This is a genomic window from Roseibacterium elongatum DSM 19469, from assembly GCF_000590925.1.
In the GTDB taxonomy this organism is placed as follows: domain Bacteria; phylum Pseudomonadota; class Alphaproteobacteria; order Rhodobacterales; family Rhodobacteraceae; genus Roseibacterium; species Roseibacterium elongatum.
Window position 1 is genome coordinate 981,820 of sequence record NZ_CP004372.1, and the last position, 26,306, is coordinate 1,008,125.

Annotated in this window: 22 protein-coding genes and 1 riboswitch; of the genes, 16 read left to right on the top strand and 6 right to left on the bottom strand. The window is 66.3% G+C overall.

The genetic code is table 11. The features are described 5' to 3' along the window. The first annotated feature begins 37 nt into the window (after positions 1-37). Positions 38-472 (top strand): MarR family winged helix-turn-helix transcriptional regulator, encoded by a 435-nt coding sequence (locus ROSELON_RS04685; protein ID WP_025311271.1) that lies wholly within the window; start codon positions 38-40, stop codon positions 470-472. On the opposite strand, the gene ROSELON_RS04690 is transcribed toward ROSELON_RS04685, so the two are convergent. Further along, positions 463-1,272 (bottom strand): alpha/beta hydrolase, encoded by an 810-nt coding sequence (locus tag ROSELON_RS04690; protein WP_025311272.1) that lies wholly within the window; start codon positions 1,270-1,272, stop codon positions 463-465. The two genes, ROSELON_RS04685 and ROSELON_RS04690, sit on opposite strands and share 10 nt — an antisense overlap. Before the next feature lie 73 nt (positions 1,273-1,345). Between ROSELON_RS04690 and ROSELON_RS04695 the strand changes: the two genes are divergently transcribed. The 14 genes from ROSELON_RS04695 (at position 1,346) to ROSELON_RS04760 (ending at position 17,471) form a co-directional block, all read left to right on the top strand. Further along, the gene (locus ROSELON_RS04695; protein ID WP_025311273.1) at positions 1,346-4,915 is read left to right on the top strand and encodes a hydantoinase B/oxoprolinase family protein; all 3,570 of its coding nucleotides are present in this window, start codon (positions 1,346-1,348) and stop codon (positions 4,913-4,915) included. A gap of 76 nt (positions 4,916-4,991) precedes the next feature. After that, positions 4,992-5,182, top strand: a riboswitch (cobalamin riboswitch). 137 nt (positions 5,183-5,319) lie between these two features. After that, complete coding sequence (locus ROSELON_RS04700) at positions 5,320-7,131, top strand: TonB-dependent receptor plug domain-containing protein (protein WP_025311274.1); 1,812 nt, start codon at positions 5,320-5,322, stop codon at positions 7,129-7,131. Between the two features lie 88 nt (positions 7,132-7,219). Then, positions 7,220-7,960 carry an ABC transporter substrate-binding protein gene (locus ROSELON_RS04705; protein WP_198020817.1) on the top strand — a complete coding sequence of 247 codons (741 nt, stop codon included), beginning with the start codon at positions 7,220-7,222 and terminating at the stop codon, positions 7,958-7,960. Continuing rightward, positions 7,957-8,946, top strand: coding sequence for a FecCD family ABC transporter permease (locus tag ROSELON_RS04710; RefSeq protein WP_025311276.1), 990 nt, complete (start codon positions 7,957-7,959; stop codon positions 8,944-8,946). Before ROSELON_RS04705 ends, ROSELON_RS04710 begins: the two co-directional genes overlap by 4 nt. Beyond that, positions 8,943-9,701 carry an ABC transporter ATP-binding protein gene (locus ROSELON_RS04715; RefSeq protein WP_025311277.1) on the top strand — a complete coding sequence of 253 codons (759 nt, stop codon included), beginning with the start codon at positions 8,943-8,945 and terminating at the stop codon, positions 9,699-9,701. The genes ROSELON_RS04710 and ROSELON_RS04715 overlap by 4 nt, the downstream gene beginning before the upstream one ends. Then, a complete protein-coding gene (locus tag ROSELON_RS04720; RefSeq protein ID WP_025311278.1) occupies positions 9,698-10,369 on the top strand; it encodes an adenosylcobinamide amidohydrolase in 672 nt (223 codons plus the stop codon). Before ROSELON_RS04715 ends, ROSELON_RS04720 begins: the two co-directional genes overlap by 4 nt. A gap of 1 nt (position 10,370) precedes the next feature. Continuing rightward, a complete protein-coding gene (locus ROSELON_RS04725) occupies positions 10,371-10,997 on the top strand; it encodes a MotA/TolQ/ExbB proton channel family protein (protein ID WP_025311279.1) in 627 nt (208 codons plus the stop codon). Beyond that, positions 10,994-11,389 carry an ExbD/TolR family protein gene (locus ROSELON_RS04730; protein ID WP_025311280.1) on the top strand — a complete coding sequence of 132 codons (396 nt, stop codon included), beginning with the start codon at positions 10,994-10,996 and terminating at the stop codon, positions 11,387-11,389. Before ROSELON_RS04725 ends, ROSELON_RS04730 begins: the two co-directional genes overlap by 4 nt. Beyond that, on the top strand, positions 11,386-11,763 hold the full coding sequence (locus ROSELON_RS04735; protein ID WP_025311281.1) for an ExbD/TolR family protein: 378 nt from the start codon (positions 11,386-11,388) through the stop codon (positions 11,761-11,763). The genes ROSELON_RS04730 and ROSELON_RS04735 overlap by 4 nt, the downstream gene beginning before the upstream one ends. Before the next feature lie 670 nt (positions 11,764-12,433). Then, entirely contained in the window at positions 12,434-12,760 is a 327-nt protein-coding gene (locus ROSELON_RS18400; protein ID WP_198020789.1) for an energy transducer TonB family protein, read from the top strand. A gap of 39 nt (positions 12,761-12,799) precedes the next feature. Continuing rightward, positions 12,800-13,483 (top strand): ABC transporter ATP-binding protein, encoded by a 684-nt coding sequence (locus ROSELON_RS04745; protein WP_084613855.1) that lies wholly within the window; start codon positions 12,800-12,802, stop codon positions 13,481-13,483. Beyond that, entirely contained in the window at positions 13,449-15,890 is a 2,442-nt protein-coding gene (locus tag ROSELON_RS04750) for an FtsX-like permease family protein (RefSeq protein WP_245605413.1), read from the top strand. Before ROSELON_RS04745 ends, ROSELON_RS04750 begins: the two co-directional genes overlap by 35 nt. Continuing rightward, positions 15,890-16,945 (top strand): lipocalin-like domain-containing protein, encoded by a 1,056-nt coding sequence (locus ROSELON_RS04755; RefSeq protein ID WP_025311285.1) that lies wholly within the window; start codon positions 15,890-15,892, stop codon positions 16,943-16,945. The genes ROSELON_RS04750 and ROSELON_RS04755 overlap by 1 nt, the downstream gene beginning before the upstream one ends. Continuing rightward, positions 16,938-17,471, top strand: a complete 534-nt coding sequence (locus ROSELON_RS04760; protein ID WP_025311286.1) for a pyridoxamine 5'-phosphate oxidase family protein — start codon at positions 16,938-16,940, stop codon at positions 17,469-17,471. Before ROSELON_RS04755 ends, ROSELON_RS04760 begins: the two co-directional genes overlap by 8 nt. A gap of 5 nt (positions 17,472-17,476) precedes the next feature. Here the strand turns inward: ROSELON_RS04760 and ROSELON_RS04765 are convergent, their stop codons facing one another. Continuing rightward, a complete protein-coding gene (locus tag ROSELON_RS04765) occupies positions 17,477-18,958 on the bottom strand; it encodes an alpha/beta hydrolase (protein WP_025311287.1) in 1,482 nt (493 codons plus the stop codon). Positions 18,959-19,077: 119 nt separating this feature from the next. On the opposite strand from ROSELON_RS04765, the gene serB reads away from it, so the two are divergent. Next, positions 19,078-19,953 carry a phosphoserine phosphatase SerB gene (serB, locus tag ROSELON_RS04770; RefSeq protein WP_025311288.1) on the top strand — a complete coding sequence of 292 codons (876 nt, stop codon included), beginning with the start codon at positions 19,078-19,080 and terminating at the stop codon, positions 19,951-19,953. A gap of 62 nt (positions 19,954-20,015) precedes the next feature. On the opposite strand, the gene gltB is transcribed toward serB, so the two are convergent. From gltB to ROSELON_RS04790, 4 genes are read right to left on the bottom strand one after another with little or no spacing between them, the layout of a single operon-like run. After that, positions 20,016-24,560 carry a glutamate synthase large subunit gene (gene gltB, locus ROSELON_RS04775; RefSeq protein ID WP_025311289.1) on the bottom strand — a complete coding sequence of 1,515 codons (4,545 nt, stop codon included), beginning with the start codon at positions 24,558-24,560 and terminating at the stop codon, positions 20,016-20,018. Beyond that, positions 24,557-24,979 carry a GFA family protein gene (locus ROSELON_RS04780; protein ID WP_025311290.1) on the bottom strand — a complete coding sequence of 141 codons (423 nt, stop codon included), beginning with the start codon at positions 24,977-24,979 and terminating at the stop codon, positions 24,557-24,559. The genes gltB and ROSELON_RS04780 overlap by 4 nt, the downstream gene beginning before the upstream one ends. Before the next feature lie 46 nt (positions 24,980-25,025). Beyond that, the gene (locus ROSELON_RS04785) at positions 25,026-25,469 is read right to left on the bottom strand and encodes a GFA family protein (protein ID WP_025311291.1); all 444 of its coding nucleotides are present in this window, start codon (positions 25,467-25,469) and stop codon (positions 25,026-25,028) included. Further along, positions 25,466-26,203, bottom strand: coding sequence for a hypothetical protein (locus tag ROSELON_RS04790; RefSeq protein WP_156945814.1), 738 nt, complete (start codon positions 26,201-26,203; stop codon positions 25,466-25,468). The genes ROSELON_RS04785 and ROSELON_RS04790 overlap by 4 nt, the downstream gene beginning before the upstream one ends. Between the last annotated feature and the right edge of the window lie 103 nt (positions 26,204-26,306).

The following is a 26,306-nucleotide window of genomic DNA, read 5'->3' on the forward strand; positions in this document are numbered from 1 at the left end:
ATTGGCGAATTCACCCCTATTGAAAGGATTGCGGCGCGTGAAGGATCAAGCCCAATCCCTGCTTTTCGACCTCTGCGACTACCTGCCTTTTCAGATGTCTGTCATCTCGGGCCGCGTTTTCCAGCAAGTCATGGAAGACGCAGGACTGCAGGTACCCGAATGGCGGATCATGATGGCCCTGCCAGCGAACCAACCCTGTTCATCGCAGGATCTGTGCATTCTGACGGCGATGGATGCTGCGCGGGTCAGCCGTGCCCAGCGCCGGTTGGAGGAATTGCAGATGATCTCGGTGATTCGGGATACCGATGATCGCCGGAGGCTGGTCGTGCGCCTGTCCGACAAGGGCAGTGACGAGGTCACGCGGCTGCGCATTCTGGCCCGCGACGCCGAGAGCCTGTTCTTAGACGCGCTCGGCCCCGAGGATCGCGCACAGCTGAAAACCGCCATCGGCGAATTGTTCGATCAACTCTGATCGAGCAGCAGGCGCGTCAGCGTGCCATCTGGCCGTTCGAGGCCGGCGATGACCGTGAAATGGTTGGTGTCGGGGATGTGGACCGCGCGGGTATCAGCCCCGAGGCCTGTCCAGATATTCGCCAGCAAATCGTTCTGACGCAGAAACTCGGGTCGTTCCTGCGCCCCCACCACACAAGTCAGACGCACCCCGTCGATCGGCGTCTGCAAGGCGGGGCTTTCGTCTGCCGCCGCTTGCGCGTCGATCCGCAGGATCGCATTCATCTCTGTCCGCAGCAGCGGCCGCAGGTCGTGGACGCCCGAGATCGACATCACATGGGCCAGACGCGCGGCGACATCTTCGGGCAAAACCCCGCGACAGGCCATCCGACTGACAAGGTGGCCCCCGGCGGAATGACCGGTCAGGTACAGCGGCACGTCCGGCACCTTTTGCGCCGCCAGAATGATGGCGCGACGCACCTCTTGCGTGATGTCGGCGATCCGGGCCTCGGGGGCCAGAGTGTAGGTGACGACGGCCACCGCCTGACCGGCGGCCAACGGACCGGCCGCAAGATGCGAGAACGCGCGCCCCTCAAACTTGTGCCAATAGCCGCCATGCACGATGACCGTCAGACCCCGCAAGGCGCGATCGGGTCGAAAAAGATCGAGAAACTGGCGCGAATCCTTCCCATATCGCAGTTCCTGGCCAGCGTGATCGGTGCGAAAGGTATCCGCGCGCTCGGCCCAACCGGCCACGAGGCGATCCGCATCCGCGATATAGGCGCCGTTCTGATAGGCATCGTCCCAATCGGTGATCTGCATATGCGACCCTCCCCGACATCTGGCTAGCCTGCGTCGGCTTTGGTAGCAAGGCACGGGCAGAGCGGAGCGGATCATGAGCAAATGGCAATTCTGGGTCGATCGCGGCGGCACCTTCACCGATCTGGTCGGGCGGCGTCCGGATGGCACGCTCGTCACCACCAAATTGCTGAGCGAGAACCCCGAACACTATGCCGATGCCGCCGTCGAAGGGATCCGGCGGTTGATGGCCGGGTCGGATGCCCCGATCGAAGCGGTCAAGATGGGAACCACGGTGGCCACCAATGCCCTGCTGGAGCGTAAGGGCGCGCGCGTGCTGCTGCTCGTGACCGAAGGGTTCCGCGACCTTTTGCGGATCGGCACGCAGGCCCGGCCCCGACTGTTCGACCTGAACGTGCGGCTGCCCGAACTGCTCTATGAAGATGTCGCAGAGATCCCCGAGCGGCTGGATGCCGCGGGCGACCCTCTCACCCCGCTGGACGAAGACGCAGTGCGCGACGCGCTGACCCGCGCCCATGCGACGGGCATTCGGTCTGTCGCCATTGCCTATCTGCACTCCTATCTGAATCCGGCGCACGAGGCCCGCACCGCCGACATCGCGCGCGAGGTCGGGTTTACCCAGATCACCCCCAGTCACGAGGCCAGCCGGCTGATCAAGCTGGTGGGTCGTGGCGACACGGCGGTCGTCGACGCCTACCTGTCGCCGATCCTGCGCCGCTATGTCGATCAGGTGGCCGATGCGCTGGACCTCGGCCGGGGCGGGTGCGAGCACCTGTTCTTCATGCAATCCAACGGCGGGCTGACCGATGCGCGGCTGTTCCAGGGGCGCGACGCGATCCTGTCGGGGCCGGCGGGGGGTGTCGTGGGCATGGTGCGCACGGGCCAAGCGGCCGGATTCGACAAGCTGATCGGCTTCGACATGGGCGGCACCTCGACCGACGTGTGCCATTTCGCCGGCAAGTACGAACGCAGCTTCGAGACCGAGGTCGCCGGCGTGCGCATGCGCGCCCCGATGATGCATATCCACACGGTCGCGGCCGGGGGCGGATCTATCCTGTCCTATCGCGATGGTCGGTTGCAGGTGGGCCCCGAAAGCGCCGGCGCCGATCCCGGCCCGGCCTGTTATCGGCGTGGCGGGCCCCTGACCGTGACAGATTGCAACGTGATGCTGGGCAAGCTGTCACCCGCGCATTTCCCCGCCGTGTTCGGGCCAAAGGCCGATCAACCGCTCGACGCCGCCGTGGTCCACGAGAAGTTCGCAGCGCTTGCCGCCGAGATCGGCGAGGGCCGCTCTCCCGAGGATGTCGCCGAAGGGTTCTTGCGCATCGCGGTCGAGAACATGGCCAACGCCATCAAGAAAATCAGTGTGCAGCGCGGCTATGACGTGACGAAATACGCGCTGGCGAGTTTCGGCGGTGCTGGCGGACAACATGCCTGCCTTGTGGCCGATGCCCTCGGGATGACGACCGTGATCCTGCACCCCTATGCCGGGGTCCTGTCCGCCTATGGAATGGGATTGGCCGATATCCGCGCGCTGCGCGAGACACAGTTCGACGCAGGGCTGGATCGTCTCAATCATGCACAACAGAGACTGGAGGAGCTGGCGCAGGACGCAGCGCGCGAAGTGGCGGCACAAGGGATCGCGCCCGACCGCATCCATGTCGAGCAGCGGGCGCATTTGCGCTATGCAGGCTCGCACCAATCGCTGGCCGTGCCGTTCGGCCCGAAAGAGACCCTGATCGAGGGCTTCGAGGCGGCGCATCATGGGCGATACGGGTTCACCGCAGCCGGACGCGACATCGTGTTCGAAATGCTCGAAGTCGAAGCCATTGGAACAACCGACGCGCCAGATGCCCCCGTGCCCGACGCCACCCAAGCGCCAGCGCCCTTGGATTTGTTGTCGGTTCATCTGTCTGGCGAAACCCTGCAGACGCCCCTCTACGCCCGCGACGCACTGCCAGTGGGGGCAAGAATATCGGGGCCTGCTGTCGTCAGCGAAGACACCGGCACGACCATGATCGAGCCCGGCTGGCAGGGTCGCATCGACGCGCTGGGGAACATGATCCTGGAGCGCAGGGAAAAGAAAGAAACCGAACGCGCCTTGGGAACCGAGGCCGACCCCGTGATGCTGGAGGTGTTCAATAACCTGTTCATGAATATCGCCGAGCAGATGGGCGCGACGCTGCAAAACACGGCCTATTCCGTGAACATCAAGGAACGGCTCGATTTCTCGTGCGCGCTGTTCGATGCGACCGGCAATCTGGTTGCGAACGCGCCGCATGTTCCCGTGCATCTGGGCTCGATGTCGGATGCGGTGCGCACGGTCGCGCGCCTGAACGCCGGCGCGATCGTGCCCGGTGATGCCTTCATGCTGAATGCGCCGTTCAACGGCGGCACCCACCTGCCCGATGTGACGGTCATAACGCCCGTGTTCGACACGGATGACACAACGATCCTGTTCTGGGTCGGCAGCCGTGGCCACCACGCCGATATCGGGGGCAAAACCCCCGGCTCCGCCCCACCCGATTCCACCCGGATCGAGGAAGAAGGCGTCGTGATCGACAATTTCAAGCTGGTCGAGGCGGGCCGCTTTCGTGCCGAAGACACTCGCGCGCTACTGGCCTCGGGGCGGTATCCGTGCCGCAATATCGACGATAACATGGCCGATCTCGAGGCGCAGATCGCCGCCAATGCCACCGGCATGCGCGAGGTACGGTCGATGATCGATACCTTTGGGTTAGAGACTGTTCTGGCCTATATGCGCCATGTGCAAGACAATGCCGAGGCCAGCGTGCGCCGCGTGATCGGATCGCTCAAGGATGGCAGTTGCACCTATCCGCTGGATGATGGCAGCGCGATCCATGTGAAGATCACCGTGGATCAGGGCGCAGGGCGCGCGGTGATCGATTTCACGGGAACCTCGCCTCAGCATCGCAATAACTACAATGCGCCCAAGGCCATTGCGACGGCGGCGGTGCTGTATGTGTTCCGTACGCTTGTGGGGCGCGACATCCCGCTCAACGAGGGGTGTCTGAAACCTCTGCGGACCGTCCTGCCCGAAGGCAGCATGATCAACCCCGTCCACCCCGCCGCCGTGATCGCCGGCAATACCGAGGTCAGCCAGGCCATCACCGAATGCCTGTATGGCGCGCTGGGCGTGATCGCCGGCAGCCAGGGCACGATGAACAACTTCGTCTGGGGCAACGACCGCATCCAGAATTACGAAACCATCGCGGGCGGCGCCGGGGCCGGGCCGGGTTTTGACGGGGCGTCCTGCGTACAGGTCCATATGACCAACACCCGCGCGACCGATCCCGAGGTGTTGGAAACACGGTTCCCCGTGCGGGTCGAGCGCATGGCGCATCGGCGTGGATCGGGCGGCGCGGGCGCCTGGCGGGGCGGCGAGGGGATGCACCGAACCCTTCGGTTTCTTGAACCGATGACCGTCACCATCCTGTCGTCGCATCGCAAGGTATCCGTGCCGGGCCGGGCGGGCGGCGGCGATGGGGCCGTCGGGGAAAACCGTGTCCTGCGGCGCGATGGGCGGCACGAGGACCTTGCCGGGAACGCGCGGGCCGAGCTGCAGATCGGCGACGCGATCGAGATGCTGACACCCGGCGGCGGTGGCTGGGGCGAACCCGGCTGACCCAAGCGCCTGTTGCATTTGCACAGCATGTGTCGCTTGCGGCGATCCAAACGCTTGTCAAAAAAATCTGACAGTCGTATCGAAGGGACGCTTTGGTCCGGGCGGCACAACCGTCCGGTGAAAAGGGAATGCGGTGAAATTCCGCAACTGCCCCCGCAACTGTAAGCGGTGAGCGTGATCGGCATATGCCACTGGGGCAACCCGGGAAGGCCCGATCCACGCCCAGACCCGCGAAGTCAGGAGACCTGCCAAAGCGATCACCCTGTCCTTGCGCGGGTGGCGCAGCGGGCAACGGACCCTTCCGTAGTGGTGACGTAACTGCACCGTCTGCGGGGGACATGCCTCCAACGACACATATCGAAAACGTCCGAGTACCGGGGGCCGGTATCGATGGAGGACTACACATGACGAAACGATTGGCCATGACGGCCGTCTGCGCGCTGGTTGCCGCGAATCCGGCGCTGGCGCAGGAAACCCTTTTCCAACTGGACGAGATCATCTTCTCGGCCGGCCTGACCGAGATCGAGGAAGACCGCACCGGCGTGACGGTCGATGTGCTGACGACCGAGGACTTGCGTTATGCCGGCGACATCCAGTTGTCGAACACGCTGGCGACGGTTCCGGGCCTGAGCGTCAGCCAGAACGGCCCGGTCGGCACCGCGACCACGGTGCGGATCCGGGGCCTCGATAGCGACTACATTCCCGTTTTCCTGAACGGCATCGACGTGACCGATCCGTCCTCGGCCCAGATGGGTTTCGATTTCGGCGTTCTCACGGGCGCAGCGGCCACGCGCGTCGAGATCCTCCGTGGCTCTCAGGGGGCGATCTATGGATCCGAGGCCATCGGCGGGGTGGTGAACATCACCACCGATCTCGCGCCCGAGGACCTCGGGACCGAGGTGACCATCAGCCTCGAGGCCGGCAGCTACGAGACGTATCTGGCAAGCCTCGGCATCGGGGCGCGCTTCGAACGCGGGACGCTGTCCTTCTCGGCGACCGAGCTTGTGACCGAAGGATTCTCGGCGGCCGACGAGAATGATGGCAATTCCGAAGAGGATGGTCACCAGTCCACCACCCTGATGCTGACGGGTGAATACGACGCCACCGACGCGCTGACACTGGGGTTCAGCGCCTTCTACATCGACAGCTTCAGCGAGATCGACGGGTTCCCCGCCCCGGCCTTCACGCTGGCGGACACGCAAGACGAGCAGGAAGACGAACGCTATGGCCTGCGCGCCTATGCCAATTTCGATGCGTTTGGCATCGAGCATGAAATCGCGGCCAGCGGGTCGCGCACCGAGCGGTATTATCCCGGCGGCTTCACCGAGGACTTTCGCGGCGACCGCGTGACCCTGTCCTATCTCGGCACGGCCAGCGTGCGCCAGGCCGATACGCTGACATTCGGCATCGATGTGACCGAGGAAGACTTCGAAGCCGGTGCTGATTCGGGCGATGTCGAGACGGCTGCGGTTTTTGCCGAATATGTCGCGGCGTTCGGCAGCGATTTCGACCTCTCGACCTCGCTGCGCTATGACGAACACTCCATTTTCGGCGGGCAGGCCACGGGCCGGATCGCGGCGGCTTGGCGCCCTGCCGAAGGCACGGTGGTGCGCGGATCGATCGCAACGGGGTTTCGCGCGCCGTCTCTGTTCGAGCTGTATTCCGGGTTCTTCGGCAATCCTGACCTCGAACCGGAACAGAGCCGCAGCATCGAGTTGGGCATCGAGCGGGAATTCGGTGACCTGACGCTGGGCGCGACCGTGTTCTACACCGAAATCGACGACCTGATCAGGTTCTCTGGCGGCGGCTATAACCAGGTACCTGGCACCAGCACGACGCAGGGCGTCGAACTGACCGCCGATTACATGCTGAGCGATGCGGTGACAGCCTTCGCCAACTACACCTACACCGAGGCCGAGGATCAGACGGGGGCACGCCTGCGGCGGGTGCCGCGCCACGATACCACGCTGGGGATCGCGGGCGAGTTCGGGCCCAATTGGTCGGGCAGCTTCAGCCTGCAAAATGTCGCGGATCGCGTCGATCCGGCCCCGATGGACGACTATGTTCTCGCCAATGGACAGATCGGCTACGGTATCACCGAAGAGGCCGAGATCTACCTGCGGATCGAGAACATCTTTGACGAAGAGTATCAGACCGCAACCGGCTACGGCACCAGCGACAGGGCATTCTACATTGGCCTGCGCTCGCGCTTCTGATCGGCTGAAGCATCTTCTGGTGGCAGTGGGGGTGACCCTCTCCGCCACCACATCGATATGGGCGGATGCCCCCGCCCGCGTCGTTTCCATGAACCTGTGCACCGATCAGTTCGCCATGCTGCTGGCCGCGCCGGGGCAACTGATCTCGGTCAGCGCGATCGCGACCGACCCGCTGATCTCGCCCATGTCGGATCGGGCGGCGGGCTATCCGCGCAACCATGGCGGCGCCGAGGAAATCTATCTTCTGAACCCCGATCTGGTCTTGGCCGGTGTCTATTCCGACCCCGCCACGGTCGCCATGCTGCGCAATCTCGGCATCCGGGTCGAACAGATCCAGGTCGCGCAAAGCCTGATCGACATTCCCGACCGCCTGCGAGAGGTGGCCGGCCATCTAGATCAGATGGACCGGGCCGAGAGCCTGATCGCCACTTTCGAGACGAATCTGGCCCGATTGACCGCAGAACCGGGCGGCCCGCGTGCCGCCTTCTATTATCCCAACGGATATACCGTCGGCACCGAGACGCTGTCGCATGACATTCTGACCACTGCGGGCTTTACCCATATCGCCGACGAGTTGGGGCGCAGCGCCTCGGGGCGTCTGGCGCTGGAGCTTCTGGCGATTGCCCAACCCGACCTCGTGATCGGCAGTACCCCCTATGCCGGGGCGTCCCGCTCGGAGGAGATCCTGCGCCATCCGGCGCTACAGGCCCTGATTGCCGCTGGCCGGGGTACGGTGAGCGGCCCCGACTGGGTCTGTGGCACGCCCCATGTCATCGATGCGCTGGTCGATCTGACCGTGATCCGCCGCGCGATGGAGGGCGGGGAATGACGCACTCTGCCCTGATTTCGGCGCTCATGGCCCTGGTCGCGGTCCTGTTCGTGCTGTCGCTGCTGATCGGTCCGGCGGGGTTCGGGCCGGGCGACTCGCTCAGGGCGCTTGTCGCGGGACAAGGCGACGCCGTGACCCTCGTGATGCGCGAAATCCGCCTGCCGCGCGCCATTCTGGCGGTGATGGTGGGCGTCTCGCTGGGCCTGTCTGGGGCCGCGCTTCAGGGATATCTTCGCAACCCGCTGGCCGAACCGGGGCTGATCGGCGTGTCGGGCTCGGCCGCACTGGGCGCGGTGATCGCGCTGCAAACCGGATTTGCGGCGTTATTTGCGCTCGCCCTGCCCTTTGCGGCGCTGACCGGGGCGATGGTCGCGGTTCTGCTCATCCTGCTGCTGGCCGGGCCACGGGGCGGGTCGATCACCCTGATCCTCGCCGGGATCGCGATTTCCGCGCTGGCCGGGGCCTTGACCTCGCTGGCGCTGAACCTCTCCCCCAACCCCTTCGCCGTCAGTGAAACGGTCTTCTGGATGCTGGGCTCGCTGGCCGACCGGTCGTTTGCGCATGTCTGGATCGCCCTGCCCTTCATGGCGGTGGGCTGGGTGCTGTTGGCCCTGACGGGACGCGGGCTGGACGCCCTGACCCTTGGCGAGGACGCCGCGCAAGCGCTCGGCATCAACCTGCGCCGCCTGCGCCTGATGCTGGTCGTCGGCACGGCCGCTAGTGTCGGCGCGGCCACCGCCGTGGCGGGCGCCATCGGCTTCGTTGGCCTTGTGGTGCCGCATCTGCTGCGCCCGCTGGTCGGCGCACGGCCCGGCCGCCTGCTGTCGGCCTCGGCCCTCGGGGGGGCGGCCATGGTGCTGACGGCCGACATCGCGGTGCGCCTTGTCCTGCCGGAGAGGGACCTCAAACTGGGGGTTCTGATGGCGATCATCGGCGCGCCGCTCTTCCTGCACCTGATCTACAAGACACGGCGGAGAATGGCATGACCCTTCTCGCGCTAGACCAACTGACGGTGAAACGCGGGCCCTGCCCGGTGGTCAATGGGGTCAGCCTGTCGGTCGATCGTGGCGAGGTGGTGGGGTTGATCGGCCCGAACGGTGCCGGGAAAACGACCCTGTTCCGGGGCGCCTTGGGCCTGATTTCCCATTCCGGAACCTCGTCGCTTGCGCAGCTGTCGCCAGCCGATCGCGCCCGCGCCGCCGCCTGGATGCCGCAAGCCCGCGAAATCGCATGGCCCATCGCGGTCGAAACCCTCGTCATGCTGGGGCGTGTCCCCCATCTGGCCGGGGGCCAGAGACCCAGCGAACGCGATCATGCCGCGGTGGCCGAGGCCATCGCCGATATGGGGCTGGTCGGGTTCGAAACCCGCCCCGCCACCGATCTGTCCGGCGGCGAACAGGCGCGTGTGCTGATCGCGCGCACACTGGCGCAGGATTGTCCGCTGATCGTGGCGGACGAACCGATTGCCGGGCTGGACCCGGCGCATCAGATCGCCACGATGGACCTGTTTGCCCGGATCGCGAGACAGGGGAAATCCGTCCTCGTATCACTGCACGATCTGGGCTTGGCGGCGCGCCATTGTTCGCGGCTGATCCTGATGCATCAGGGCCGGATCGTGGCCGATGGGACGCCGCGCATCGTTCTGACGCCGAAGAACCTGCACGACGTCTTTGGCATTTCCGCGCATCTGACCGAGGGGCCCGATGGCATGATTTTTCAGCCGCTCGAGGTGTTGCGATGATCTCGGTCCGGCTCGACCGCCCGTGGCTGACCGCCACGCTCGCGCGTGCCATGCGCTGCCTGAGCTGGGCCCCGCACAACCCCGGTCTGGTCCGCGCCCGGCACATCCTGTGGCGCGAGGTGCGCAACGCCGATCTGACCCGTGATTTCGACGCGATCTCATGGCTGTCCACCGAGATGCAGGCCAGGAACTCGGGCGGCGATATCGGCATGCTGACCTCGCGCGATATCGGGCGTTATTGTCTCGAACATGCGGATTCGGGCCTGACACAGGCCAGTTGCCTCGCCACTGTCGGGCTTGGCAATGCCGAACGGGTCGGGCACAGGCGGCCGGTCGTGCCACAGCCTTGCGGAACGGTGAACCTGCTGGCCGCAACCGATGCGCCGCTGTCGGATGTCGCGATGTTCGAAGCGTTGTCGATCGTCACACAGGCCCGCACCGCGGCCATCCTCGACCACGGCCCCGAGTTGAAGACAGGCCGGGCCACCGGAACCGGAACCGATTGTATCGTTCTGGCCTGTCCCGAGGGTGACATTGCCCATGCCGGCCTGCATACCGAGGTGGGCGAGGCCCTCGGACGCGCTGTGTACGCGGCCGTCGCGCGCGGTGTGCGCGACTGGATGGAGACCGAAGCCCTGCAGGGGCAGCTAGAGACGCGGAGTGGCTGACATGACCGACCTGATCGCAAATGGTGGCGTCGTCTTGTGGATCATTGCCGCGCTGTCGGTTGCGACGGTGGCATTGATCCTCTGGAAACTCTGGCGGCTGTCCCTGTCGGGGGCCTGGTCGGGCGAACGGATCACGGCCGACGCCATCGCCCTGTGGCAGTCTGGCCGGGCGACCGATGCCCTGGCCCGTCTGGACGGGCGGCGCGCTGTGCGGGCACGGCTGGCCCACGCCGCAATGGCCGCCTGCAGCGACGCAAGCCTCACCGAGGCAGCCGCGCGCGAGGAAACCGCCCGTCAGGCCCGCGCCCTGCTGGGGCAGATGCGCATGGGCCTGCGCCCGCTGGATCTGATCGTGACGATTGCGCCCCTGCTGGGGCTGCTGGGCACGGTGCTTGGCATGATCGCCGCGTTTCAGGCCCTGCAAGAGGCCGGCATTCAGGCCGACCCGGCAACGCTGGCCGGCGGTATCTGGGAGGCCCTTCTGACCACAGCGGCCGGCATGGGCGTTGCCATCCCGGCCTCCATGGCGCTGACCTGGTTCGACGCGGTCGCCGATCGCATTCAGGCCGAGATGGAGGATGACGCCACCCGCATCTTCATCCGCGGCCCGCACGCGGCTGTGTCATGAGTTTTTCCTTCGCATCCCCCCGCGTCCGGCGGCGGCCCAGCCTGACGCCCATGATCGACGTCGTCTTTCTGCTGCTGGTGTTTTTCATGCTGGCGGCGCGGTTCGGGGTGGAAACCGAAATCGCCCTGTCCCCCGCGTCCCCCGGTGCGGCGACGGCCGACTGGCAAGGGCCACCGCGCCTTGTGCAGATCGCGGCCGACGGCATTCGGTTGAACGGGGTGCCCGCCGCGTTGCCCGACCTGTCCGACATGCTTGAGCCGCTGGTCCAATCCCGCGACGATCCGGTGATCCTGATGCCGGATGACGAGGTGACGCTGCAGCGCTTGCTCGACGTCATGGCGCAATTGCGTGCGGCTGGGTTTTCGTCTCTGATCTTGGCGGAGGCGCCATGAACTTCGCCGCACCCCGACCGCGACGCGGCACCCAGGATCGGGCCATCGTACCGATGATCAACATCGTGTTCCTTTTGTTGATCTTCTTTCTGATGACCGCCAGCCTGACGCCGCCTCCGCCCTTCGCGCTCGACCCGGCCCTGGCCGCGGGCACACCGGGCGACCGCGGGCCAGACACGCTCTATATCGCGGGCGACGGGCGCATGGCGTTCGGCGATGCCCGTGGTGACGCGGTGTTTGCCGCCATCGGTCCGCGCGACACCCTTGCCATTCAGGCAGACGCGACGCTTGCGGCGGCCGATCTTGCGGCCCTTCTGCCGCGTCTGTCGCAAATCGGTGTCCGGGATGTGCGCCTGATCACGGTGCAGCCATGAGGCGGATGATCGAGATCGGCAGCTTTCTGATCCTGTCCGCAGGGTTGCACGCGGGTCTCGCGCTGCATCTGTCCGACCCCGGGGGCGGCGGCGGGCCGGGCGCGGGGGGGCAGGATATGGCGCATTTGCAAGCCAGCCCCGACAGCGTCGCCGCCCTTCTGGAACAGTGGCAATCCCCCCCCGATGTCACGACCCCCACGGCACTGCCCCGCCCCGGCTCGCGGCGCTGCAGACGGCGCGCCCCAGCGCCGAGGCCCCGGTGCCCCGCCCCGTTCCGACCGCGCCCGCGCGGCCAACGGCCGAAAGCGCGCCGGCCGCCCTGCCGCAAGCAGAACCGGCCCCCACACGCATTCAGGCCCAGACCGCGCCGCGCCCGACCTTCATGCCAACCCTGCCCGACGCGGCGCCAGATCTTGCACCAAGCACGGATCCACGCCCGCAAATGGCGCAGCCCCGGTTTGCGCCACCGCAGATGTCGGCGCCGCCTCGGGTCGACCGGATGACACCGCCGCCGCCCAGCTCTCAGCTGGCCGTAACGAGATCGCCCCGGCCCGAAATCCGCCCCGATACACGACCCGAACCGGCGGTACAGAGACCTCAAGCCCCTGCTCCAACCCCGCCTTCCGCACCGGCACCACAGCGCCAGGCCGCTGGCGATGGCGGCGGGTCCGTGGCCGGCGCAAACCCGCAACCGACGCCGCAGCCCAGCCTGTCTGCTGGCGAACGCCAGAGCCTGATGGCCCGCTGGGGCGCGCAGATCCAACGCCGGATCGAGCGTGCCCGCCCGCGCGTGCGCGACACCGGGCGCGCCGTTCTGCGCCTGACGATTACGCCCGCCGGCCAGTTGACGGGCGTTGGTATCGCGCAATCCTCGGGCAACCCCGGGCTGGATCAGGCCGCGTTGCAGGCCGTGCGCGGCGCGGGGCGGTTTCCGGCCGCCCCCGACGGACTGACCGAGGCAAGCTACGGCTTTTCCCTGCCCGTTACCTTTCGCTGAGGGCTGTTCGTGCGGCATCCGGCTGCTATGTGGCCGGGTATGACAACGCCACTTCTGCACATCGCAAACCTGCACAAGTCCTACACGGGGTCCGAGGGGACGGTTCCCGTCCTGCAAGGGATCGACCTGACCTTGACGGCCGGGGAAACCCTGGCCCTGACGGGCGAGAGCGGCTCGGGCAAAAGCACGCTGTTGCATCTGGCCGCAGCCCTCGATGCCCCGGACACAGGCTCGATCCGGATGGACGGGGTCGAGCTTGCAGCCCTCGGCGACCCTGCCCGCGCCGCGTTGCGGCGTGACAAGGTCGGACTGGTGTTTCAACAGTTCAACCTCGTGCCGTCGCTGAGCGTGGCGGCGAATATCAGCTTGCAGGCCCGTCTGGCCGGGCGGCCCGATCCTGACCTGTGCGCGCGTTTGATCGACCGTCTCGGCCTGCAGGCCGTTGCCACACGCTATCCCGAACAGCTGTCGGGCGGTCAGCAACAACGCGTCGCCATCGCACGCGCCCTGGCCGCGCGACCGGCGCTGATCCTGGCCGATGAACCGACCGGCAATCTCGATGAAACCACCGGCGACACGGTGCTGGCCCTTTTGCTCGACCTCGTGGCGGAAACCGATGCCGCGCTGTTGATGGTCACCCATTCCACGCGTCTTGCCAACCTGTTGTCACGGCGCGTTCACCTGAGCCATGGCCAGATCGCACCGGCCGATACGAGCGTTTGAAATCATGCTCTATACCGCATTGCAGAGCCTGTTTTCACATTGGCGACGCCGCCCCGGGCAGCTTGCCATGCTGGCCCTTGGGCTGGCTCTGGCCACCGCGCTTTGGTCGGGTGTGCAGGCCATCAATGCCGAGGCCCGCGCCAGCTACGATCGCGCGGCGCAAACGTTGGGGCAGGACAGCCTGTCGAGGTTGTCACGTGCCGACGGGCAGCCGGTGCCGCTGGCCGAATTTCTTGCCCTCCGACAGGCTGGATACCAGGTCTCCCCCGTCATTGCGGGCGAGTTGCGCACGGCGGACGCGCGCTTGCGCGTTCAGGGGATCGACTCGCTGACCGCCCCGGCCGAGGCGCAGGGCCCGGCCCTTGACGGCGATCTCGATTTGGCGGCGTTCTTCACCGCGCCGGGTATCCTGATCGTCTCGCCGGACACGGCGGCGGGGCCATTGCCCCCCGGTCTGCCGCCCCTGCGCCTGTCCGACGGGATGCCCCCCGGTGCCGCCCTGACCGACATTTCGACCGCGGCGCGCCTGATCGGGCAGGACGACCCCTCGTTCCTGCTGGTCGCGCCGGAACAGCCCGCGGGTCTGCCGCCTCTGTCTGACGTCACCGACCTGATCGTGACGCAACCACAGGAGGCCAGCGATATCGGGCGGCTGACCGACAGTTTTCACCTGAACCTGACCGCCTTTGGCCTGTTGTCCTTTGCGGTGGGGCTGTTCATCGTCCATGCGGCCATCGGGCTGGCGTTCGAGCAGCGCCGCAGCAGCTTCAGGACCCTGCGGGCCATCGGCCTGCCCTTGCGCAGCCTGCTGCTGGCCTTGGCGGTCGAGATTGCCGCCATCGCCCTTGTGTCGGGTCTGGTCGGGGTCGTCCTGGGCTATGCGATCGCGGCGGCCCTCATGCCCGGTGTGGCCGGCACGCTCAGCGGTCTTTACGGCGCGAATGTGCCCGGAACCCTGTCGTTCGACCCTGTTTGGGCCATATCGGCCCTCGGGATCACCCTTGTGGGCGCCGGGGCCGCCGCCGCGCAGGCGATGTTGCGCACGGCACGCATGCCGATCCTGTCACCCGCCCAGCCGCGGGCCTGGGCGCAGGCCTCGGCCCGCACCATCCGGGCACAGGGGCTGGCGGCGGTGGCGCTTCTGGCGGCCTCGGGCGGGTTGATCCTGTTCGGCACGGGCCTGTTGACCGGGTTCGCCGCTTTGGCCGCTTTGCTGGTTGGCGCGGCGCTGGCGCTGCCGGTTCTGCTGACATGGGCGCTGAAAACGGTCGAGACACGCGTGCACGGCCCGTTTTCGCAATGGGTCCTGGCCGACATGCGCCAGCAGATCCCGGGCCTGTCGCTGGCGCTCATGGCCCTGTTGCTGGCCCTTGCGGCCAATATTGGGGTCTCGACCATGGTGGGGTCGTTCCGCGCCACGTTCCTGGGTTGGCTGGACCAGAGACTGGCGTCCGAGCTTTATGTGCGCGCCAACGACCCGACCCAGGCCGGGGAGATCGCGGCCTGGCTGGACCCGCGGGCGCAGGCCGTCCTGCCCATCGTCTCGACCGATCTGCGCCTGTTCGGCCTGCCGGGGGACGTGTTCGGCATGGCCGATCATGCCACCTACCGCGATCACTGGCCCCTGCTCGACGCAACGGACGATACGTGGGACAGGCTGTTTTCCGGCGAGGTGGCACTGGTCAATGAACAGCTGGCCCGCCGCGAGGGGTTGAGATTGGGCGATCCGGTCATGCTGAGCGAGGCTTTGACCCTGCCGATCGGTGGAGTCTATTCCGATTACGGCAATCCGACCGGGCAGGTCATTCTTGGCCTCGACCTCTTTCGCGCCAGTTTCCCCGCTGTCGACGTGTCGAATTTCGCCATTCGCATCCCCCCCGCGCAGGCGCCCGACCTGGCCTCGGATCTCCGCGAAACCTTCGGCCTTCCCGCCGAGGCGGTGCGTAACCAGGCACAGATCAAGCGCTTTTCGATCGACGTGTTCGAACAGACTTTTCGCGTCACGGGCGCACTGAACGTGCTGACGCTCGGGGTGGCCGGTCTTGCGCTTTTGACCAGCCTGTTGACGCTCGCCACCATGCGTCTGCCGCAACTGGCGCCGGTCTGGGCCGTGGGGCTGCCGCGCCGCATCCTGGCGGGCACGGAACTGGCGCGCAGTCTCGTTCTGGCGGCGCTGACATGGCTGTTGGCGCTGCCGGTCGGCGTGGCGCTGGCCTGGGTCCTTCTGGCCGTGGTCAATGTCGAGGCATTCGGCTGGCGTCTGCCCTTGCAGGTTTTTCCGGGCGACTGGCTGCGGCTGTTTCTCCTGTCGCTTCTGGCGGCCAGCCTCGCCGCCCTGTTACCCGCGCTGCGGCTGGCCCGAATCCCGCCCGCACGCCTTTTGCAAGTCTTTGCACAGGAACGATGATGCGCTGCCTTGTCCTTTTCCTTGTCGCCCTGGCGACGCCGCTCAACGCCCAGGGGTTCGCCGGTCTGGGCACCACGGCCGACGGGTTCGCCGTGCCCGACCCGACACCCGAGTTCTCATTTCCCACCGATCACGGGCCGCACCCCGAGTATCGCATCGAGTGGTGGTATCTGACCGCCACGCTGCAAGGGGCCGATGGCCGGGACTACGGCGCGCAATGGACCCTGTTTCGCAGCGCCCTGGCCCCGCGCGAGGCCCAGGGGTGGGAGGCCCCGCAACTCTTCATGGGGCATGCTGCCATCACCACGCCCGACCTGCATGTCAGCGCCGAACGCCTTGCCCGCGGCGGCATCGGGCAGGCCGGTGTCACCGCCGAGCCGTTCCGCGCCTGGATCGACGATTGGCACATGACCTCGCGCGCCGAGACCGGGGACGATGCGTTGTCGGACCTGTCGTTATCTGCGCGCGGGGACACGTTTTCCTATGACCTGAACCTGTCGGCCACTGGGCCGCTCGTCTTTCATGGCGACGGAGGTTACTCGGTCAAATCGGCCGAGGGGCAAGCCAGCTACTACTACTCGCAGCCTTTCTATCGCGTCAGCGGCACGATCACCCTGCCCGATGGGCCGGTCGAGGTCTCGGGAAATGCCTGGCTCGACCGGGAATGGTCGTCGCAGCCGCTGTCGGAAAATCAGCGGGGGTGGGATTGGTTTTCCCTGCAGCTTCCAGATGGCGGGCGCATGATGGGCTTTGGCCTGCGCGAGGCGGGAGGCGGGCTGTATACCTCGGCCACCTGGATCGAGGCCGATGGCACCACCACCGCCTATCCCGATGGGGCCTTGCGGCTGACACCGCTGGGCACGCATTCGGTTGCCGGGCGCAATGTCCCCACCATCTGGCGCCTCGAGCTGCCCGCGCGCGATCTCAATATCGTGGCCACCGCCCTGAACCCCGACAGCTGGATGGAGACGTCCTTTGCCTATTGGGAAGGGCCGATAACCTTTTCCGGCACGCATGAGGGGCGCGGTTACCTGGAGATGACGGGCTATGAGTGAACAGACTCTGACAGGCATGTTCGACATGGTCTGGGGCCATCTGTCACGCGGCGTGTCCGACCGCAGACATCCCGCCCGGCACCCGACGCTCGCCACCATCGGCCCCGACGGCCCCGACATGCGCACATTGGTTTTGCGCGCCGCCCACCGCGACAGCGCACGCCTCGATCTGCACACCGACGCCGCCTCGCCCAAATACGCGCAAATCCGCCGGGATCCCCTGATCGCCCTGCATGTCTGGATCCCCAAGGCGCGGCTGCAGATCAGGGCGCGGGGTCTGGCGCGTCTCGAACCGGGCGATCCGGCCCTTTTCGCCGCCCTGCCGCCCGAGGCACAGGCGAATTACGGTGGCCCCGCGCCGGGCACAGCCGGGCCGCACACCCAGCCACCCACACCCGATGCCAGCCGCTTTGCCCTGATCCGGTGTCAGGTGACGCAGATCGACGCCCTGCTTCTGGCCGACCCGCATCAACGGGCGCTCTATACCGCCGAAACCGGCTGGCAGGGACAGTGGATTGCCCCCTGAGCAGGCTAGAGCGACGGGTCGAACATCGGAAAACTGACGCCCAGCGCCCAGCCCAGCACCAGCCCGAGGCCCAGACCCATCGCCAGCACCGATCCCGTGCGCTGGCCGACCCAACGGCCCATCACGCCAAAGCTCGCGTAGAACAGGCCGATCACTGGCAAGATGATGATCAGGAAGAACAGTCGCTCGAAATCGAGGGCCACGGCCAGCCCGAGGGACAGAAGAAAGGCCAACCGCGCCACCCAGCGCCGCCATGGCCGCGCCTGACCCGCCTGTAGCAGCACCGCATCGGCCAGCATCGCCAAAATCGCCCCAGGCAGGATCAGCGCCATTACCGGCAACCGACCGGCAACCGGCACGAAACTGGCCACGTAGCGATCCATCACACCGCCAAAGGCCAGCAAACCATAGGCCGCCAGGGCAAGCCCCCAGATCCATCCGCGCCGCGCCGGCAGGCCGCCGAACCACGCCGCGCTGATCAGGACAAGCGCGCCATACAGGGCCAGGTGCAGCGCCAGGTAATCGGCCACCAGCACGGGCAGAACGCGCGTCTCGAACAGGGCCAGAATCAACGGCGTCACGATCGCGGGCACACTCGCCAACAGCCAGAAGATGCGTCGCGATGGGGCCCAGGGGGCCGGCCCGGACGGCAGCAGCGCACTGGCCGGACGCGCCAACAGGACGATCCCGAACAGCGTCAGCAGGATGGGCCACCCGATCGCCGCCACCGGCCCGCCGCCTTCTCGGTCAAAGGTCGCGTCCAGCCAGGCGCGCGCCTCGCGCAGGGCCGTGGGCGAATACAGGATGCCCACATGCTCGACGAGCGGGGCGGCCACGGCACGGCGGGCAAACCCCTCGCCCGGGGTGCCAACCGTCTCGCCCTCGGCGGCGTCCAGCCCGGCCATGACGCGGCGGGCCTCTTCACGCAGCATGGTTTCCCATGCGCCGTTGACGATCAAAAGGTTCTCGGGGCTTTCCTCGGTGATCGCCTGGCTGAACACCGACAAGCCGACAATCCCGGCCACCCGGTCGTCGCGCATGGCCTGCCGCACGATGATGTCCGAGGCCATCGAATGCCCCAGCAAGACAACGCGCGGCTCGGCGCCCGGCAGGGCCAGCGCCGCCTCGGTCACACGGGCGATCTCGTCCATCAGCAATTGTGTTGTGCCGCCCGGCCCGACCGCCGTGACATCGCCGGACATCGGCACCGGGTTGCGGCCATGCCCCTCGAAATCGAGACTGACGGTGATGTATCCCGCCTGCGCCAGCGTCAGTTGATAAGCCTCCATCAACTGCCGCGACCCGGCAAAACCGTGGGTGACGATCACCACTGGTGCCTCTGCCCGGGGCTGGCGCATGACGGTGACCGGCGTCGTGCCGACATCCATATGCATGATCTCCAGGCCGGCGCGCGGGCGCTCCAACAGGATCAGCCCCACCAGAATGGCCAAACCGGCCAGCACCGCCAAAATTGCTCTGCGTGTCACCCTGTACCTCACCCTTTCACCTCGGGGCAGACCTAGCGTGGCCCGGCCCCTGAACCACTGGCCCTTTGCGCGATTGCATGCTTTACGCTGCGGCGAACGTCCATAACAGAGCCGGTCCGATGCATACCATCACGCTCATCACCAATTCAGCCATGTATCTCGACCCTGCCCTGGTGGACAGCCTGCGCAATGCCATGGGCGGCGGCGATGCCATCTGGCTGAACCCGAACCACGCCGCCGAGTTCGAGGTCGCACGCCTGCCCTCGAACATCGACTCGGTCTGGGAAAGCCTGCAGGGCGAAGGTGTCGACATGATTGCCCAGCCCAGCGCGGGACGGCGCAAGAAGATGCTGCTGGCCGATATGGATTCGACCATGATTCGGCAGGAATGCATCGACGAACTGGCCGCCGAGGCCGGGGTGGGGGACCGCGTGGCCAAGATCACGGCGCGCGCCATGAATGGCGAGCTTGGCTTCGAAGGGGCGTTGATCGAGCGTGTGGAACTGCTCAAGGGGCTGCCCGAAACAGTCATCGCCGAGGTGCTGGAAAAGCGCATCACCCCGATTCCGGGGGGCGCGACCCTGATTGCGACGATGAAGGCCCACGGCGCCCATGCCGCGCTTGTCTCGGGCGGGTTCACGGCCTTCACCACCGCCGTTGCCGCGACACTGGGCTTTGACGAGCACCGCGCCAACACGCTGTTGGCCGAGGATGGCATCCTGACCGGCGATGTCGCCCGCCCGATCCTGGGGCGCGATGCCAAGGTGCAGGCCCTGCACGAGATCAGCGCGCGCCTAGGCCTGACCCCGGCCGATGTGATCGCCGTGGGCGACGGGGCCAATGACCTCGGCATGATCGAGCTTGCCGGCACCGGCGTGGCCCTGCATGCCAAACCCGCCGTTCAGGCCAAGGCCCCGCACCGGGTGAACCATGGCGATCTGAGCGCACTGCTTTATCTGCAGGGCTATGCCATCGACGAGTTCGTCACCGCCTGACGAAAACGGCCCCGAGCGGGCTGCACGGGGCCGTTCTAACTGGTTGGCGCAAGGGCGTGGCGTCACTCGGCCGGCACGGCCCCCGCCTCGATGCCCACGGGATGGGCCAGCTTGTCCAGCATCTCTTTCGGCACGACCTGAACGAAATTCCCGCGCTCCAGGTCCCAGTGCTGCAGGATGTCGGCGGCTTTGCGGCTGCCCGTCTCCTTGGCATGGCGCTCGATCAGGCCGCGCAGCTGCTGTTCCCAATGATCCACCGTCACCGGGCAGGTCACCAGCGTTTCCATGTTCATGTTCACGCCGGTCTGCCCCTCGGGGTCATGGAGATACGCCATGCCCCCGGTCATGCCGGCCCCGAAATTGGCCCCGATGGAGCCCAGGATCACGGCAACCCCGCCGGTCATGTATTCGCACCCGTTCGAGCCGCAGCCCTCGACAACGACCTTGGCGCCCGAATTGCGCACGGCAAAGCGTTCGCCCGCGCGTCCGGCCGCGAACAGGTAGCCATCGGTGGCCCCGTACAGCACCGTGTTGCCCACGATCACGTTGTCATCGGCCTTCAGCGGGCTGACCTGAGGCGGCTTCACAACGATCGTGCCCCCCGACAGACCCTTGCCCACGTAGTCGTTGGCATCGCCCGACACCTCCAGCTTGAGGCCCGGCGCGGCAAAGGCGCCCAGCGACTGACCGGCCGACCCCTCCAGCTTCACCGTCAGGTGATCGGGCTGCAGGTGGTTGCGCATCCCGAAATTCTTGACGATGTGGCTGGATGTGCGCGTGCCGATGGTGCGCAACGTGTTCTGCACCGCGTAGGACAGTTGCATCTTTTCCCCGTCTTCGAGGAACCGATGCGCATCCTTCACGATCTGCGCGTCCAGCGTATCGGGCACGGCGTTGCGCGGCTTGTAGCGGTCATAGACGATCCGATCAGCGCCATCGACGGTGATCAGCATCGGGTTCAGGTCCAGATCGTCCAGATGCGCCGCCCCGCGGCTGACCTGCGTCAGCAGATCGGCGCGCCCGATCACATCGTCGAGGCTGCGCGCCCCGATCGAGGCGAGGATCTCGCGCACCTCTTGGGCGTAGAAGGTGATGAGGTTCACCACCTTGTCCGCGTTGCCGGTGAACTTTTCACGCAACGCCGGGTCCTGCGTACACACGCCCACGGGGCAGGTGTTCGACTGGCACTGGCGCACCATGATGCAGCCCATCGCGATCAGCGCGGCGGTGCCGATGCCATATTCCTCGGCCCCCATCATCGCGGCCATCACGATATCACGCCCCGTGCGCAGGCCACCATCGGTGCGCAGCGTCACGCGGTCGCGCAGCTTGTTCATCGCCAGAACCTGATGCGCCTCGGTCAGGCCCATTTCCCATGGCAGACCGGCATATTTGATCGACGTCGCGGGCGAGGCCCCCGTGCCGCCATTGTGACCCGAGATCAGGATCACGTCGGCCTTGGCCTTGGCCACACCGGCCGCAATCGTGCCGACACCGGACGACGCCACCAGTTTCACCGTCACCTTGCAGCGCGGGTTGATCTGCTTGAGGTCGTAGATCAGCTGCGCCAGATCCTCGATCGAGTAGATATCGTGGTGCGGCGGCGGCGAGATCAGCGTCACGCCCTTGGTCGAGTGCCGCAGCCGCGCGATCAGGTCGGTGACCTTCATCCCCGGCAGCTGCCCACCCTCGCCGGGCTTGGCGCCCTGAGCGACCTTGATTTCCAGCTCTTCGCAATGGTTGAGGTATTCGGCGGTGACGCCGAACCGGCCCGAGGCCACCTGCTTGATCTTGGCCGACGGATTGTCGCCATTGGGCTCCGGCACGAAATGCGCCGGGTCTTCGCCGCCCTCGCCACTGTCCGACTTGGCCCCGATCCGGTTCATCGCGACGTTCAGCGTCTTGTGCGCCTCGGGCGACAGCGCGCCGAGCGACATGCCCGGCGTGACGAAACGCTTGCGGATCGAGGTGATGCTTTCCACCTCTTCGATATTGATCGGCTCGCCCAGCGGCTTCATGTCCAGCAGATCGCGCAGATGGATCGGCGGGTTGCTCTGCATCTTTTTCGAATATTGCTTCCACAATTCGTAGGACGAGCGGTTACAGGCCATCTGCATCATGTGCATGGTCTGCGCTTCCCAGGCGTGTTTCTCGCCCGAGCGCCGCGCCTTGTAGAAGCCACCGATGGGCAGCGGCAGCACGTCCGCGCCCCCCTGCCAGCCCTTGGCATGGACTTCCTCGACCTTCTTTTGCAGGCCGCTGACCCCGATGCCCGAAATGCGGCTGAGCATGCCGGGGAAATACTCGTTCACCATCGCGCGGCTCAGGCCCACGGCCTCGAAATTCAGACCGCCGCGATAGGACGAGATCACCGAAATGCCCATTTTCGACATGATCTTGAGCAGACCCGCATCGATCGAGGCGCGGTAGCGCGCCATCGCCTCGGTCAGCGTGCCGTCGATCAAGCCGCGCTCGATACGGTCGGCGATGCTGTCCTGTGCCAGATAGGCGTTGACGGTCGTGGCCCCGCAACCGACCAGCACCGCGAAGTAGTGCGGGTCGATGCATTCGGCCGAGCGCACGTTGAGCGAGCAGAAGGTCCGCAGCCCCTGCCGCGTCAGCCAGCTATGCACCGCGCTGGTGGCGAGGATCATCGGCATCGGCACGCGATCTTCGCTCTGGAACCGGTCGGTCAGCACGATATGTCCGGCGCCCGAGCGCACGGCATCTTCCGCCTCTTGCCGGATGCGGGCCAGGTTGTCGCGCAGCGCGCCCGACTTGCCCCCCACCGGAAAGGTGCAGTCGATCGTGACCAGCGATGCGCCGAAATGCTTCACCATCTCGTCGAACTGCGCATTGCCGACGAAGGGGCTGTCCAGCACCAGGATCTCGGTCTGGCTGCTATCCTCGTCCAGCACGTTCTTGAGGTTGCCGAACCGCGTCTTCAGGCTCATCACCCGGTATTCGCGCAAGCTGTCGATCGGCGGGTTCGTGACCTGGCTGAAGTTCTGCCGGAAATAATGGCTCAGCGGGCGATACATGCTCGACAGCACCGCAGCCGGCGTGTCGTCGCCCATCGAGGCGATGGCCTCTTTGCCGTCCTCGGCCATCGGGGCCAGAATCTGTTCCAGCTCTTCCATGGAATAGCCGGCCGCGACCTGCCGCTTGCGCAGTTCGGTGGCCTCGAAGATCGCGGTTTCCGTCACGCCATTGGTCTCGATGGCCAGATCGGTGATCTTGCCCACCCAGTCGCCAAAGGGGCGGCTGGCGGCCAGCGCGTCCTTGATCTCGGTGTCGTGGAACAGCTTCTGTTCGGCCATGTCCACGGCGATCAACTGACCGGGGCCCAGCGCGCCTTTCTCGACGACTGTGGCCTCGTCCACCGGCACCATGCCCGCCTCGGACCCGGCGATCAGCAGCCCCTCGCCCGTCACGACATAGCGCATCGGGCGCAGGCCGTTGCGGTCAAGCCCGGCACAGACCCAGCGGCCATCGGTCATCGCCAGGGCGGCGGGGCCGTCCCACGGCTCCATCACCGAATTGCAGTAGGAATACATGTCCTGCCACGCTTGCGGCAACTTGCTGGCCGTCTGGCTCCAGGCCTCGGGGATCAGCATGGTCTTGGCCATCGGCGCCGAGCGGCCCGCGCGCACCAGCACCTCGAACACCGCGTCCAGCGCGGCCGAATCCGACGCGCCCTGCGCGATGATCGGTTTGATATCCTCGGCCATCTCGCCGAAATACGCGCTGGACAGCCGGATCTCGTGGCTCTTCATCCAGTTGACGTTGCCTTTCAGCGTGTTGATCTCGCCGTTATGGGCCAGCATGCGGAACGGCTGCGCCAACCACCACTGCGGGAACGTGTTGGTCGAATAGCGCTGGTGATAGATCGCGAAAGCGCTCTCGAATCGTTCATCCTTGAGGTCGGGATAGAACTCGGCCACGTCCTGGGCCAGCATCATGCCCTTGTAGATGATCGAGCGGCAGGACAGCGAACACAGATACAGCTGCCCGACCTGCGCCGCGGCGGCGGCCTTTTCGATGCGGCGGCGGATGACATACAACTCGCGCTCGAACGTCTCTTCATCCACGCCTTTCGAGTTCGAGATGATGATCTGCTCGATCTCGGGGCGGGTGGCGTTGGCCTTTTCGCCCAGCACGGTGATGTCGACCGGCACGTGACGCCAGCCATAGATGTAATAGCCCATGCGCAGCACTTCGGACTCGACGATCGTGCGGCAGGTTTCCTGCGCGCCGAAATCGTTGCGCGGCAGGAAGACCTGGCCCACCGCCATCAATTCGTTCATGCGCGGCTCGTGGCCCGTGCGGCGCACCTGATCGTAGAAGAAATGCACCGGGATCTGCACATGGATGCCGGCCCCGTCGCCCGTCTTGCCATCGGCATCGACGGCGCCGCGGTGCCAGATCGCCTTGAGCGCGCTGATACCGTTTTCCACCACGGCGCGGCTGGGTTTGCCGTCGATCGACACGACAAGGCCCACCCCGCAGGAGGAATGCTCGTCCTCTTCGCGGAACATGGCGTTCTCGGCCATCCACTCCCGCTTGGCCTGCTCGGCGGCGGCCCAATCGGCATCATATTTGGTCATGGCGTGTCTCCCTCCACGTGGGGGTTGATGCGTTCATAATCGGCCCGCGATACGCGGGGATGCGTGCCGGCCAGCGGCACACAGGCAAAGGCGCGGTCGGCATAGACTTCTCGGACGAGGGGCAGCTCGCGCGCCCCGTCGAACAGGCCCGGCACGAACTCGTAGCCGCCCGTGTCGTCCTTCAGCCACAGGGCGGTGCCGCAGGTCGGGCAAAAGGCCCGCTCGGAAAAGGGCGTCGCGCGATAGCGGCGCACATCGCCGCGCACGTGCACAGCGTCCACCGGCGCCTCGAAGCCCATCTGCACGGCCCCCGACCACACCCGGCACAGGCGGCAGTGGCAGGCCGACACCTCGGGCGTGTAGGCGCTGACCGAGACCGACACAGCCCCACACAGACACGTACCCTCCAGACCGCTCATCGCGCGCCCCCGGCCCGGCGGCGCACCTTCCGTTCGGGCGACAGGGTCATGCCTGATCCTCCGGCCCGGCATTGACCATGGCCATGACATCCGCCTCGGTCAGGCGCGCACGATCGCCCGCAAAGGCATAGTTGTCGGGTTTGGCGTCGATATACACCTCGGTCGTGAAGGTCAGTCCGCTCATATCGTCCAGCGATCCCGCCGCCAGGCTGTAGAGGCCCTGCATCGGCCCCGGCATCGTCAACCGCCAGAACAGGCTCGACCCACAGATGCGGCAGAATCCGCGCTCGGCCCAGTCCGACGAGCGATAGGTCTCCAGGGTGGCGTCGTTGTCGAAGGACAGACCACCCGGCGGCACCTCGATGCCCAGTTCGACACCGCCGGAAAACTTCCGACACATGCCGCAATGGCAGGCCCCATACGTCGTCGGAGCCTCGGCCAGGGTGTAGCGAACCGCGGCGCACAGACATCCGCCGGTCGTTCCGGTCATTGGCGCACCCTCCAGACCGGGGATGGCAGCGCAGACATCATGTCGCCGCAATCATAGATCGGTTCGACGCTGAGAAAGCCACGCTCGCCCGCTTCGGCAAACTCCATCGGGCTGAAATTGCCCTCGAAGGTTTCGCCATCGGGCCGCGTCGTCGTTTCCAGACCGCCAAAGAACAGGCGCCATCCCTCGTGGACAAACTGGTTGCCTTCGGTCCGGCGCGTGCCGCCGGCGGCGTCGTATTGATAGGCGAACCGCGTCACCAGCAACGTGCGGCCATCGACCTCGACGCTTTCGCCGGTCAACTCGTCATACCCGGTATAGTCACGCTGGAACGTGCCCAACGTGCTTTCCTCGCGGATCGAGAACACCATCGCGTCGCGGCCCGTCGCCAACAGCTCGGACAGGCTGGCAGGGTCTTCCTCGGGTTCGATCAGGGTGTCGTTGCTGCCGCTGCGCAGGCTCCAACTCCGCAGCCAGCGGAACTCGGCATCGGTGAAGCTCAGGTAAAAGGCCCCGTCCTGATCCAGCGTGGCCCGCCAGCTGCTGCCCTCGGGATCGGCCTCGCAGCGCCAGTGATGCGACACCAGACAGGACCGCGATTGCACCGTCAGAAACGCCTCGCAGCCCTCGGGCACCTGAAACAGGCGCCCGCCATCCTGCGCCGCCAAAGGCGCGGCCGACAGCCCGGCAATGGCTGCGGCCACGAGCGGCGCCAGTCCTTTGCGTGTCATCATGTCAGCCTTTCTGACCATTGGGATACCGATGCTTTTCTCGCGCGCGATCTGCGTATGTACAGGGTGTGTACAGCCTGTGTACGGGGTGTGCCCCCTGCCCAGA